This window comes from Cytobacillus sp. NJ13, assembly GCA_030348385.1.
GTDB lineage: Bacteria > Bacillota > Bacilli > Bacillales > Cytobacillaceae > Cytobacillus.
Genome location: JAUCFP010000006.1, coordinates 1,177,569 through 1,190,946, shown reverse-complemented (window position 1 = coordinate 1,190,946; position 13,378 = coordinate 1,177,569). Strand labels below are relative to the sequence as shown.

The 13,378-nt window shown below is 40.0% G+C and carries 14 protein-coding genes; 9 read left to right on the top strand and 5 right to left on the bottom strand.

Annotated features, from left to right (window positions below; all coding sequences use genetic code 11):
* Positions 1-136 precede the first annotated feature (136 nt).
* On the bottom strand, positions 137-1,375 hold the full coding sequence (gene arcA, locus QUF73_05825; protein ID MDM5225726.1) for an arginine deiminase: 1,239 nt from the start codon (positions 1,373-1,375) through the stop codon (positions 137-139).
* A 349-nt stretch (positions 1,376-1,724) separates the two neighbouring features.
* Between arcA and QUF73_05820 the strand changes: the two genes are divergently transcribed.
* Entirely contained in the window at positions 1,725-2,915 is a 1,191-nt protein-coding gene (locus tag QUF73_05820) for a glycine C-acetyltransferase (protein ID MDM5225725.1), read from the top strand.
* 56 nt (positions 2,916-2,971) lie between these two features.
* Positions 2,972-3,916, top strand: a complete 945-nt coding sequence (locus tag QUF73_05815; GenBank protein ID MDM5225724.1) for an L-threonine 3-dehydrogenase — start codon at positions 2,972-2,974, stop codon at positions 3,914-3,916.
* Positions 3,917-3,950: 34 nt separating this feature from the next.
* Here QUF73_05815 and QUF73_05810 read toward each other — a convergent pair whose 3' ends face one another.
* Both QUF73_05810 and QUF73_05805 read right to left on the bottom strand, forming a co-directional pair.
* The gene (locus QUF73_05810; protein MDM5225723.1) at positions 3,951-4,694 is read right to left on the bottom strand and encodes an arylamine N-acetyltransferase; all 744 of its coding nucleotides are present in this window, start codon (positions 4,692-4,694) and stop codon (positions 3,951-3,953) included.
* Between the two features lie 460 nt (positions 4,695-5,154).
* Complete coding sequence (locus QUF73_05805) at positions 5,155-5,556, bottom strand: Hsp20 family protein (GenBank protein MDM5225722.1); 402 nt, start codon at positions 5,554-5,556, stop codon at positions 5,155-5,157.
* A 93-nt stretch (positions 5,557-5,649) separates the two neighbouring features.
* Here QUF73_05805 and selA point away from each other — a divergent pair, with 93 nt between their 5' ends.
* Entirely contained in the window at positions 5,650-7,053 is a 1,404-nt protein-coding gene (gene selA / locus QUF73_05800; protein ID MDM5225721.1) for an L-seryl-tRNA(Sec) selenium transferase, read from the top strand.
* Positions 7,054-7,099: 46 nt separating this feature from the next.
* Here the strand turns inward: selA and QUF73_05795 are convergent, their stop codons facing one another.
* Positions 7,100-7,246: a small acid-soluble spore protein P gene (locus QUF73_05795; protein ID MDM5225720.1), complete on the bottom strand. Its 147-nt coding sequence runs from the start codon at positions 7,244-7,246 to the stop codon at positions 7,100-7,102.
* Positions 7,247-7,509: 263 nt separating this feature from the next.
* Here QUF73_05795 and QUF73_05790 point away from each other — a divergent pair, with 263 nt between their 5' ends.
* Positions 7,510-7,767: a hypothetical protein gene (locus tag QUF73_05790; GenBank protein ID MDM5225719.1), complete on the top strand. Its 258-nt coding sequence runs from the start codon at positions 7,510-7,512 to the stop codon at positions 7,765-7,767.
* A 209-nt stretch (positions 7,768-7,976) separates the two neighbouring features.
* Here the strand turns inward: QUF73_05790 and sspO are convergent, their stop codons facing one another.
* Positions 7,977-8,126, bottom strand: a complete 150-nt coding sequence (gene sspO, locus QUF73_05785; GenBank protein ID MDM5225718.1) for a small acid-soluble spore protein O — start codon at positions 8,124-8,126, stop codon at positions 7,977-7,979.
* 352 nt (positions 8,127-8,478) lie between these two features.
* On the opposite strand from sspO, the gene acnA reads away from it, so the two are divergent.
* From acnA to tlp, 5 genes are all read left to right on the top strand, one after another.
* The gene (gene acnA / locus QUF73_05780; GenBank protein ID MDM5225717.1) at positions 8,479-11,187 is read left to right on the top strand and encodes an aconitate hydratase AcnA; all 2,709 of its coding nucleotides are present in this window, start codon (positions 8,479-8,481) and stop codon (positions 11,185-11,187) included.
* Positions 11,188-11,760: 573 nt separating this feature from the next.
* Positions 11,761-12,282 (top strand): TlpA disulfide reductase family protein, encoded by a 522-nt coding sequence (locus QUF73_05775; GenBank protein ID MDM5225716.1) that lies wholly within the window; start codon positions 11,761-11,763, stop codon positions 12,280-12,282.
* Positions 12,283-12,515: 233 nt separating this feature from the next.
* Positions 12,516-12,647: an FbpB family small basic protein gene (locus QUF73_05770; GenBank protein ID MDM5225715.1), complete on the top strand. Its 132-nt coding sequence runs from the start codon at positions 12,516-12,518 to the stop codon at positions 12,645-12,647.
* Positions 12,648-12,709: 62 nt separating this feature from the next.
* Positions 12,710-12,853, top strand: a complete 144-nt coding sequence (locus QUF73_05765; protein ID MDM5225714.1) for an acid-soluble spore protein N — start codon at positions 12,710-12,712, stop codon at positions 12,851-12,853.
* Between the two features lie 154 nt (positions 12,854-13,007).
* Positions 13,008-13,268 (top strand): small acid-soluble spore protein Tlp, encoded by a 261-nt coding sequence (tlp, locus tag QUF73_05760; GenBank protein ID MDM5225713.1) that lies wholly within the window; start codon positions 13,008-13,010, stop codon positions 13,266-13,268.
* Positions 13,269-13,378 lie beyond the last annotated feature (110 nt).

Below are 13,378 nucleotides of genomic sequence, written 5' to 3'. Positions count from 1 at the left end.
CACATTAGTATATTTATATTTGCGTTTTTACTTAAAAGAACTGGTTTTTTCAGAAGGAGGAGAGGAAAAGGGGGATGATCATCTAAATTTAGAGGATACATATGAAAAAATCGGGCGGTATAAGGAACCGCCCGATTTACCAGCTAATATTTTCTCTTATTATCGGCATGCTCATGCATCTTGGGCCACCCCGTCCTCTAGAGAGTTCGGAGCTGAGAATTTCAATGACCTCAACCCCATTTTGACGGAGGATGTCGTTTGAGACATAATTCCGGTCATAAGTTACAACTACGCCGGGAGCGATTGCGAGTGTATTGGATCCATCATTCCATTGTTCGCGAGCCGATGCAATCGGGCAGCCTCCTCCACAAGGGATTAACACTAATTCATCAAGATGAAGAACTTCTTTTAATGTTTCCTTCAAAGAGTTTTTCTCAGTAATTTTAAGAAGATCGGAATTCTCCTCCTGTTCCAGTATGTAAATCTTCATTCTGCCATCTCTATCTTCAATAGCAGGATGGTAGGTGAATTTATCGCGGTCAATCATCGTAAATACAGTATCCAGGTGCATGAAGGCCCGGATTTTGGGGATCTCAATTGCCACAACTTTTTTAATGGATTTCTGGCGGGTGAAAAGTTCCCTTGCAAGTTTTTCTATCCCTTGTGCAGAAGTTCTTACGCTGACGCCAATGGCGACCACTTCATCGCTCAATATTAGTTCATCTCCGCCTTCCAGTGAGTAGAGATCATCACGTTTAAAGTAAGCAGGGATTTCATGTTTATTAAAACGGGGATGATGATTCATGATGTAGTCCATAAAAATGGACTCCCGTCTCCTTGCAGGTTCATGCATTCGATTAATGGTAATCCCTTCACCTATAACCGCAGCAGGATCCCGGGTAAAATAAAGGTTGGGCATTGGGTCCAGATAAAAAGGATAATGATCCGGCATCATTTCATGAAGATGAATTTTCTTATCATTATCAATATCCGATTTTACGACACCTGACATTACTTTCTTTACCAGCTCATCAGGCGGAAGAGATAAGAGATAGTCTTTTACTGTTTCGTAGGAACCATTTATATTCGATTGACTTTCCCATAAGACCTTTTCAATAAACGACATTCTTGTCTCGTCCTGCTGTATGGCTTCTGTCATCAACTTATCGAGATATAAAACCTCAATTCCCCGATTGCTTAGTATATTGGCGAAATAATCATGTTCTTTTTGAATGGCAGGCAAAAAGGGGATGTCATCGAATAAAAGTCTTTTCAAATATTGAGGTGTGAGATTTTCAATTTCCTTACCCGGCCTATGCAGAAGGACAGTCTTTAATTCTCCTATTTCCGAAGTTACATTTAACGGATGTTTCATTTTAAATACCTCCAAAGGCTTAATGCCTGACCAATTGTTCTATGTTTGATTGGTTCCCTGTGTATTTATAGAGTAAACAGATCATTTTTGTGCATATTTATTCAATAGAGCTAAAATGTGCCGGGTAAATTTTTTCAAATTAAAGGGGCAAACTACATATCAGGCAATCGTAATGAAAATGAAAGAAAATCTGTCCTTCATAAGTGTACAAATTGAAAAAATGTGTTAAAGTATAAATTGAAAAAACCTTTACATAGCTTTATTTGTTTCATGAAATAATGTCCGCTCTGAAAATACAGTTGTGTATGAGTTGGCGACATTCAATAAAAATGTACTGGGGGATACTGAGATGACCAGCAAAATTTTAGATGCTTTTTTACAGGAAAACCTGGAGGATTTAAAGGATAGAGGACTTTACAACGTAATCGACCCTCTTGAAAGCCCAAATGGCCCTATAATCAAAATCAATGGAAGAGAACTAATCAATCTTTCATCCAATAACTATTTAGGTTTGGCAACTGATGAAAGACTTAAAAAATCCGCCACCGAAGCAATTGAGAAATATGGGGTTGGAGCAGGTGCTGTCCGCACTATAAATGGAACGCTTGAACTTCACACAATACTAGAAGAAAAGCTGGCTGAGTTCAAACATACAGAAGCAGCCATCGCATACCAGTCAGGCTTTAATTGTAACATGGCAGCTATTTCAGCTGTTATGGATAAAAATGATGCAATTCTGTCTGATGAATTAAACCATGCGTCCATTATTGATGGATGCCGTCTATCGAAAGCTAAGATTATTCGCGTAAATCATTCTGATATGGAAGATTTACGGGCAAAAGCGAAGGAAGCAAAAGAATCTGGACAGTACAACAAAATCATGGTCATTACTGACGGCGTTTTCTCAATGGATGGGGATATTGCAAAGCTTCCTGAGATTGTGGAGATCGCAGAAGAATTCGATCTGATTACTTATGTGGATGATGCACACGGTTCAGGGGTTCTTGGAAAGGGAGCAGGTACTGTTAAGCACTTCGGCCTTTCCGATAAAATCGATTTCCAGATCGGAACACTTTCTAAGGCAATAGGTGTTGTTGGCGGATATGTGGCCGGCAAAAAAGACTTGATCGATTGGCTGAAAGTCCGCAGCAGACCATTCCTATTCTCAACATCTTTAACACCTGCTGATGTAGCAGCAAGCACGAAAGCCATTGAGCTGCTGATGGAAAGCACAGAGCTGAATGAAAAGTTATGGGAAAATGCCAATTACCTTAAGGATGGTCTGGAAAAATTAGGATTTGATATTGGCGACAGTGAAACACCAATTACTCCTTGTATTGTGGGAGATGAAGTAAAAACACAGGAATTCAGCAAAAAACTCAATGAAGAAGGCGTTTATGCGAAATCAATCGTCTTCCCGACTGTCCCAAGGGGAACGGGCCGTGTCAGAAATATGCCATCTGCCGCACATACGAAAGAAATGCTGGATAAGGCCATTTCAATTTATGAAAAAGTCGGCAAAGAAATGGGAATTATTTAAGTTTGACTAAATAAAGCAAAATCTATAAGGCAAAGAGGAAACGTTGGAGGAATAAGATGAAACGAATTATGATTACTGGAGCTTTAGGTCAGATCGGCTCTGAACTAACCTTGAAATTAAGAGAAATCTATGGAACAGACAATGTTATTGCAACAGACATCAGAAAAAATGAGTCTGAAGCTGCCCATTCAGGACCGTTTGAAATGGTTGATGTTACCGATGCAAAATCAATGCTGGACACGGCTAAAAAATATAATGTGGATACAGTCATCCATATGGCAGCCCTGTTATCAGCAACAGCTGAAGCCAATCCCGTATTTGCATGGAATTTAAATATGGGTGGGCTTATGAATGCACTTGAAACGGCTAGAGAGTGCAACGCACAATTCTTTACGCCAAGCTCCATTGGCGCATTTGGTCCTTCTACTCCAAAAGACAACACTCCACAGGATACTATTCACCGCCCAACTACTATGTATGGCGTGAACAAGGTTGCGGGTGAATTACTGTCTGATTACTACCATTACAAGTTTGGTGTTGATACTAGAGGCTTGCGATTCCCTGGTTTAATCTCTTATGTTACTCCTCCAGGGGGCGGAACGACTGATTACGCGGTTGAGATCTATTATGAAGCGATTAAAAATGGCCGCTATACTTCTTATATCGACCAGGGCACATATATGGATATGATGTATATGCCGGATGCACTAAATGCAATCGTTGACTTAATGGAAGCTGACGCTGATAAACTCATACACCGCAACTCCTTTAATGTGACTGCTATGAGTTTTGAACCTGAACAGATTGCTGCTGAGATTAGAAAGCATATTCCCGGGTTTGAAATTTCCTATGAGGTTGATCCTGTGCGCCAGGCGATTGCCGACAGCTGGCCAAATTCGATTGATGCATCGGCAGCAAAAGAAGAGTGGGGTTTCAAAGCAGACTTCGATTTAGCCAAGATGACTGCTGATATGCTTGATAAACTAAGAACAAAATTATGATAAAGCAAAAGGGACGGCTGCATGGCTGTCCCTTTTACAATTTAATATTGAATTGCTCGCGGAGAAATTCCTTTTTTTCCTCCCCGGTTAGTTCATATTTTTCTTTTGTGCCTTCTTCAGACTTTGTGACAGTCAAGCCTGAGAGTGTAACACGGCCATTCTTTGTTGCAATAGTGGCCAGGTCGCCATGAGTAAAATGGGATTCAGGAGAAGTTTGATTAAAAAAACATGCATCATGAAAGTCATCCAGCTGCTTTGGCTTATCAGAAAAACGGTAAAGAATTCTCCATTCACCATCCTCAAGTCTTTGAAGATCATATATTCCTTCACGGGACTCTCTTATCCTGTAAGTTCCGCTTACATCTGTTTTTTCCTCACCCGTTAAAGGTAAAGGCTGCCTGACGGAATCACCAAATCCTACATCCACCAAATATGGGATTTGGTTTAAATAAACCAGTATGGCTGCATGGGAATCTTCTCTGACCCATCCAGCCGGCTTTTTGACGGTACAGGAAATTAAGTGGGATTGAAATCCCAGTTCTGACAGCAGGTGTTGAAAAAGACCGTTTAATTCATAGCAAAAGCCTCCCCTGCTTCTTTCGAGAATTTTATTAAAAAACGCATCAATGTCCAGCTGAATAGGAATTTTTCTTGTTACATCCAAGTTCTCAAAAGGAATGTTGAGCATATGGCTGCTCTGGAGTTCTTTCAGATATTTAAGATCCAGATTACGTTCAGCCGATACTGCAATGCGTTTTAAGTATTTCTGTGCATCCATAAGATCACTCCATAAATTTTTTTCTTTATTAGCGATTAAGAAGGAAAAACAAATCAATTTGCAGTAATGAATTAGTTATACTAAAATGTCATTATATTTACATTTTAGCAAATTACACACGGGGGTTTAAATATGGCATATGAAGTAACTGTTGAATTTTGCATGATGTGAAACTACGCACCAAAAGCCGCGAGTTTCGCGGAAGAACTTTTTACACATTTTCGCTCTGAAATTTCAAAAATGGAACTGGTTCCAAGTAAAGGCGGAGCTTTCGAAGTGACAGTAAATGGAGAAAAGCTTTATTCTAAGCTCGATACTGGCATTTTTCCTAAAACCAAAGAAATTATTGAAAAGATGCAGCAATAAGCTGCCAAACCTTCTCCGACGGAGGGGGTTTTTTACTGATCCATAATAATTTTATGTAAACAAAGGGCAAAAAGGCTACCTCTATCTCAGTTTTTCAAATAATGTTTATTTCTCTATCGGATCCTGGCCCTGCTTCATGTTTATTTATACATATCTCTAATATCTCATTTGAGAAATCTGCATTTACCTTTCTATTAATAACTGAAAAAGGCAGCCTTACCTTCCGCATACATGGCTGGCCGCAGCGAATTGGATCTGTTTCATCTATTTTAACCGCTTTAATGATCACAGTGTTTTCTTTTAAGGAAACGGTTACATCTTTTGAAACGCATCCTGTTAAAAGCGCCTCAACGATAATTTCCGTTTCCGTATCATATAAGTCGATGCGAAAAGTAATTTGATCTAAATACGATGAAAGCGGGTCCAGGTAATAATCCTCCATCCATTTTTCCAATTCATCCAAATTAAACGGATGGAAATCTTCCTTTTTGTTCAATTTCAAAACCCCCTTGTTTCAATCTATTGTATTCATTTCATGTAAAATAGTGAAAAATGATATAATAATCAGGCAAGTGCTGGAGGGATCTATATGAAAAGTACAGTCAGAAATATTTTGCCGGTTCATGAACTGCAAAAAGACCGGCGTTTTACTCATTTAATGAAACAGTATGGACTTGACTCTATACATACAACTAACATTTTAAAAGAGGTCATTTCTGAAATCAGGAATAACATTCTTGTTGGCAATTGGACCGGTGAGGAGCCTGGTACGGAAAAATTTACGAACGCTATATTTAAAAAAGCAGAAGAGGTAATCACTGTTCGGTATGGATATACACTTAAAAGGGTTATCAATGCCACCGGCACTATTCTTCACACTAATCTTGGCCGAGCGCGTATAAGCAAATCAGCAGCTGAACATATGCTTGAAATTGCCATGAATTATTCCAATTTGGAGTATAACTTGGGTGAAGGAGCACGGGGATCCAGGCATACTCACCTGGAAAGCCTTGTCAAAGAGCTGACAGGTGCAGAAGCAGCTATGGCAGTTAACAATAATGCTGCTGCTGTTTATATCATCTTAAAAGCTCTTGCTGAAGAAAAAGAAGTAATAGTTTCCCGCGGTCAGCTTGTTGAAATCGGAGGCTCCTTCAGGGTATCAAGCATAATGGAAGAGAGCGGTGCAACGCTTGTTGAAGTGGGAACAACGAATAAAACCCATTTGGAAGATTATAAAAATGTGATTAATGAAGATACAGCCATGATAATGAAGGTACATACGAGCAATTTTAAAATTATAGGCTTCACCAAAGAAGTTGGAACTGACGAACTTGCCCAGTTATCCAAAGAAAAAGATATCATATTCTATGAAGACTTAGGCAGCGGTGCACTATTTGATTTTAAAAGCAAGGGAATTGGAAATGAGCCTGCCGTACGTGATGTGATAAAAATGGGCGCAGATATCGTTTCTTTTAGCGGGGATAAGCTTTTGGGCGGCCCGCAGGCAGGCATTATAGCCGGGAGAAAAGACTTAATTGAAAAACTGAAAAAACACCAGCTTGCCCGGGTTCTTCGAGTTGATAAAATGACAATTGCTGCGCTCGAAGGCACGCTTATTGATTACTTAAAAGGGGAAGAGGGGCTGAAAAATATTCCGGTGGTCCATGATGTATTGACGACCAGTGATGAACTCGAAACGAGAACAGCACATTTTCTTCACAGATTACAGGCAGCAGCGAAGGATTATGAATGCTCTATGAGAGAAAGCACAGGGCAAGTTGGGGGAGGCACAATGCCCGATGTTGAACTGCCGTCCTGGATTGCCGTTTTAAAGCATCGGCGTTATTCAGCGGAACAAATTGGCCGCCAGTTAAGGATTAATTGTAGCCCTTCCATAATAGTGAGGATACATAAAGAAGAAATACTGATTGATCTGCGGGCTGTAACTGCAAATGAAGAGGAGATCATTATAAAAGCATTAACGGCTGTTTAATTCTAGCAGCTGCCTTATTTTGAGGCAGCTGCATTTTTATTGAAATTTACATATCATGGTGGGAATTATGTTTTTGTCTGGTATGGTTACGGTTTTTCACTTTTTTTGAGCCGCTTAATGGTTCAGGCTGTCCATCGTTATTATGTCCTTTGGGTGCATTTTTTCGCATGTCTTTGCCATTGTTTTTGTTCATTTGATGCCCTCCTCATAATATAGGATGCTGACTTCCGCTCCAGGCAGCTGTTATACTGGGCTGCCGTCTTACTGGCTGCTGGGCAATAAGATAGAAGGAGAAATTCACCTTCATCTTATGTGTTAGTTTGGCTCTTTTACATGAAAAATTGCCTTGCAAATTGTGGCTGAATTTCAAGATTTCCACCTGAGTGATTTGGCGGAATATTTTATGGTTCTATTGCGCAATTTAATGGTACAAATTTTATTAGGAGTGAAAAAAGCATGCCATATCATAAAGATAAACAGCAGGCATTTCAGGCAGCACAGCAGGGAATGGAAGATGCACAGGAGCTTTATGCTGAAATTGTAAAAGATTCTGCCAGTTACGGCCATCAGCTTAAACATCTTAAGCAGGAGGTAAATGAAGCGTACGCTCAAATTGAAAACGCGCTTGAGGTAGCTTCTGATCATCAGCGGGCACAACTGGAGAGATTCCAGCAGGACTTGCGATCCATGGTTGATGATGTGAATCAATACTAGAAGGTTTTGAATATAAAATCCGGCTGAGGTCAGCCGGGTAATTTAGTTTACTAAGGAATTACAACATTTTGAACATCGATAACTGTCTAGCTCCAGCACCTACCCCCTCGAGGTCACAAGTCAAGCCTCCCAAAAATGCAAAGAACGCCTTTCCGAGAGGCTCGTCTTGTGCTTGTCGGGGGTGGGCAAGGCGCTTCCGCTTTTCTTATTTATTGATTCTTTTTCCGCTTTTTATTATTTTGCTTTTGAGCTTCTGTTAGGGGTTCATTGGAAAATTCCTCATTGTATCCGGTGCCCATGCCCTGCCCTTTTGCAGCATTCATACCCTCTATAATATGATTAGCCTTTCTTTTAGCCATTCTAATCACCTCCGTAGTACTATTTTTCCGTGGATGATGTCAATTTATGTTGTATTTTAGACAAAAGATTCCTCTTTTTCGTTTTATCAGTATAATAACCAAGCAAAAACGGGTTTTATCTTCTAATTGAAAAACGCTATCAATTAGGGTGTTTAAAAGGCTAAATGAAGTAAATAAGAAATTATGATAAGAAAAACTTATCAAAAACAATAACTTTCTTGTTATTTACTTATATAACAGGTTGTATTAATATAGGAATTGTGAGAAAAGTAAGGATGGATGAAAATTCAAACTTTTCGACAATTACCTAACACTTGGTATATGATGTTTATTGAAAGAGGGGGTAATATATTTGGCAAAGAATGATGTGTTCAATTCCCGCAAATCCTTTGATCTGGACGGGAAGCGCTATCATTACTATCATTTAGGCGCTCTGGAAGAAGCTGGAGTAGGTAATGTTTCCAAATTGCCTTATTCTATTAAGGTATTATTGGAATCCGTACTTCGTCAATATGACGGCCGTGTAATTACAAAAGAGCATGTTGAAAACCTGGCAAAATGGGGAACTTCTGAAGTAAAAGAAGTAGATGTTCCTTTCAAACCATCACGTGTCATTCTGCAGGACTTCACTGGAGTTCCGGCAGTAGTTGACCTGGCTTCATTGCGTAAGGCAATGGCTGACATGGGTGGGGACCCTGACAAAATCAATCCTGAGAAGCCGGTTGATCTAGTTATCGACCACTCTGTACAGGTAGATAAGTATGGTACACCTGATTCTCTTGAAGCCAACATGGAGCTTGAATTCGAGCGCAATGCTGAGCGATACCAGTTCTTGAGCTGGGCACAAAAAGCATTTGACAACTATCGTGCAGTTCCGCCTGCAACAGGTATTGTTCACCAGGTAAACCTTGAGTTCCTTGCGAATGTTGTTCATGCTCTTGAAACTACGGAAGGCGATTTCGAAACTTTCCCTGATACTCTTGTAGGTACTGACTCCCATACAACCATGATCAACGGTATCGGCGTTCTTGGATGGGGTGTAGGAGGTATTGAAGCTGAAGCAGGAATGCTTGGCCAGCCTTCATATTTCCCTGTTCCTGAAGTGGTAGGGGTTAAGCTTACTGGCGAGCTTCCTAACGGAACAACTGCTACTGACCTTGCATTAAAGGTAACTCAAGTACTGCGCAGCCAGGGAGTAGTTGGCAAGTTTGTAGAATTCTTCGGCCCTGGTGTTACACAGCTTCCATTGGCTGACCGTGCTACAATTGCTAACATGGCACCAGAATACGGAGCTACTTGCGGATTCTTCCCTGTAGATGCGGAAGCCCTGGATTACATGCGCCTGACTGGACGTCCGGAAGAGCAAATCAAAATTGTAGAAAAATACTGCAAAGAAAATGGAATGTTCTTTGATCCATCTATAGAGCCAGTATATACAAATGTAGTTGAAGTCAATCTTTCCGAAATCGAAGCGAACCTCTCAGGTCCTAAGCGCCCGCAGGATTTAATTCCGCTTTCAGCAATGAAAAAGGAATTCAATGATGCTATCACTGCTCCTCAAGGCAACCAGGGATTTGGCTTGGGTAAGAAAGAAATCGACAAAGAAATCACTGTTGAATTTGCAAATGGAGATTCAACCAAGATGAAAACGGGTGCTGTTGCCATTGCGGCAATCACTAGCTGTACAAATACTTCAAACCCTTACGTTTTAGTTGGTGCAGGTTTAGTGGCGAAAAAGGCAGTTGAACTTGGAATGGAAGTTCCTAAGTTCGTTAAGACTTCTTTGGCTCCGGGATCAAAGGTTGTTACTGGATACCTGCGTGATTCAGGACTTCTTCCATACATGGAACAGCTTGGATTCAACCTTGTAGGTTATGGCTGTACAACATGTATCGGTAACTCCGGTCCATTAAGAGAAGAAATCGAAAAGGCTGTAGCTGAAAGCGATCTTCTTGTAACATCTGTTCTTTCCGGTAACCGTAACTTTGAAGGGCGTATCCATCCGCTAGTAAAAGCTAACTACCTGGCTTCTCCTCCATTAGTAGTCGCTTATGCACTTGCTGGAACAGTAGATATCGATCTTCAAAACGAGCCAATCGGAAAAGATAAGAATGGCAACGATGTCTTCTTTAACGACATTTGGCCATCTACTGCTGAAGTTAATGAAGTGGTTAAACAGACTGTTACACCTGAATTGTTCCGTAAAGAATATGAGCATGTATTTGATGACAATGCTCGCTGGAACCAAATCCAAACAAGCAATGAGCCGTTATATTCATTTGATGATAATTCAACATATATCCAGAATCCTCCGTTCTTTGAAGGCTTAACTCCTAATGCTGATGAAGTGAAACCATTATCAGGATTGCGTGTTGTCGGCAAGTTCGGTGATTCTGTAACAACTGACCATATTTCTCCGGCAGGTGCGATCGGTAAAGATACACCAGCAGGAAAATACCTTCGTGAGAACGGTGTTGAACCACGCGACTTCAACTCTTATGGATCCCGCCGCGGTAACCATGAGGTTATGATGCGCGGTACATTTGCAAACATCCGTATCCGCAACCAAATCGCTCCGGGCACAGAAGGCGGCTTCACAACTTACTGGCCTACAGGAGAAGTGACATCGATCTATGATGCTTGCATGAAGTACAAAGAAGATGGAACTGGCCTTGTTGTTCTTGCCGGCAAAGACTATGGAATGGGATCTTCCCGTGACTGGGCTGCAAAAGGTACAAACCTGCTTGGCATTAAGACAGTAATTGCTGAAAGCTATGAGCGTATTCACCGTTCTAACCTTGTTCTAATGGGTGTACTTCCGCTTCAGTTCAAGGCAGGCGAAAGTGCAGAAACTCTTGGCTTGTCAGGAAAAGAAACGATCGATGTTCAAATCGACGAAAATGTTAGACCACGTGACTTTGTTAAGGTTACAGCTACAGATGAAAACGGCAATCAGACTACTTTTGAAGCTCTTGTTCGTTTCGACTCTGAAGTTGAAATTGATTACTACCGTCACGGCGGAATCCTGCAAATGGTTCTTCGTGATAAATTGGCAAACTAACTTTAACTGCCGCTATGTGCTCGTTCACATAGCGGTTTTTTATTTACAAAATATACGGGTTCAGGTATCTTAACTGTATATGAATTTTTGGGGGGCTGACTTTGGGTGCTTTTTTGATTGGACCTTTATTAGTGAAGTATGAATGGGTTTTAGTCCTGCTCTCAGGCATCGTTGCATATTTAACTATTGCAAATGCATTAAGAGACCATGGGGAATATAAAAAAATCTTTCTGAATGTCATAATAAATTCATTGCTCATTGGCTTTTTTACTTATAAGTTTAGTTCAATTCTCTTTCAAACAGAAAATATTCTAAGCAGTCCTCTAGGGATTTTATATTTCTCAGGAGGAAGCAAAGGTTTCATCTTAGGTGCTTTTTTGGCTCTTATATATATAGTAATAGAAATAAAAAAAAATAAATATCCGCTCAAAAAGTGGTTTTATGGAATTGTTTATGGATCTGTCACATTTATGCTGTCTTTTTGGCTGTTCAGAACCTTATTAATTTTGCTTTTCTAGGTTAAAATACAATCAAGGAAGCAAAAAGGCCCTAATAGCCGGGAGGGAATACAGCATGTTCAAAAAAATGTTTGCAGCTGCTGTGTTATTAATAATCACTACCGCAATTTTTGTGGTGCAGGCAGTTGAAAAAGATGAAGTCGAGAGTCATCCCGTTAATCAGACTGGTTTAGGAATTGGCTTGAAAGCCCCAGATTTTGAATTGAAAAACCTTCAGGGGGAAACAGTAAAGCTCTCAGATTATAGAGGAAAGAAAGTCATGCTCAACTTTTGGGCAACATGGTGTCCTCCATGTAAAGCTGAAATGCCTGATATCCAGAAATTCTATACTCAAAAGGGAAATGAAGTTGTTATTTTGGCAGTGAACATCGATCCTCAAGCTGATGTTGCTGGCTTTGCAGAAGAAATGCGTGTGAATTTTCCAATTCTGCTTGATGTGAATGAAAAAGCATCCAATGCCTATCAAATAATAACGATTCCGACCACTTTTTTTATTGATGAAGAAGGAATTATCCGGAATAAATATTTAAGTGCGATGTCCCTGGAGATTATGAATCAGTATATAGATGAAATGTAAAAAAACATCTGCAGAGAGCAGATGTTTTTTATGTATAGGTTTATGCCGCGAAAAAAAGGAAATTTATATGAGAGGGATTTTTTCTGAATATTTTAACAATAATAACGAACCATATGTACTTTTTTCACGTATTCTGGGTATATGCGGATTAAATTTTCGAAAAGTTGTAATAATTTAAAGAGTTTCTGGAGATAATGACTGTTACAATGTTATTAAAGGAAGGTGAAAGATTTATGAGAAAGCCTAGAAAACGCTCCTTTGCTGAATTAGTTTCAGAAAATAAACGCCAGCTGCTTAAAGATCAAGATGCAATGGAAAAAATCGAAGAACGCCTTGAGCTTAAACGTCTTAATAAGGCCGAATAGAATAACTTGCCATTCATCAAACCCTCTTCAACAGAACATACTTAAAATGAGGAGGGATATCAATGAGTAATCCAAAAAGACACCCCAATCATTTTAATCCGAACCATATTGGGACACAATCACGCGGATTTGGCGGCAATAAAGGCAAGAAAATGCAGGACAAATCCGGACAGCATCCTCAAGTAATTCAAACTAAAGGCGAATAATTATTATTAACCTGCCATTCCAATTTATGGCAGGTTTTTTGTTTTAATGTCAGGCATACCCTCAGGCAAGCTGCCCACACATTTCCGCCAATATTTTTCTTGTTCTTTCACAAACTAATTTTGTACCATCACCTAATAAAGGGAGGAACAAACTATGTCACATAACAGACCAAATCCAGATGACCGCAGCGATAACGTCGAAAAGCTTCAATCCATGATCGTTCATACTATCGAGAATATGGACGAAGCTGAAGAATCAATGAAGTATGCAAATGCAGAGGATCTTGCCAGGATTGAAGCAAAAAATGAACGCCGCAGGGAAAGCCTTGCTTCATTCCGTTCTGAAATAAAGGACGAGTATCAGGCGCAGCAGAACGACAATGCCAATGAGAACAACGAGAACCATAATTTTTAACATCCTAAAAAGACCTAATCCAGTGTGATTAGGTCTTTTCTTATTGGAAGATCATGATAAGAAGCGCATTCTTATAGATAAGTACAGAAATATGATAAGATAAGTTGTGG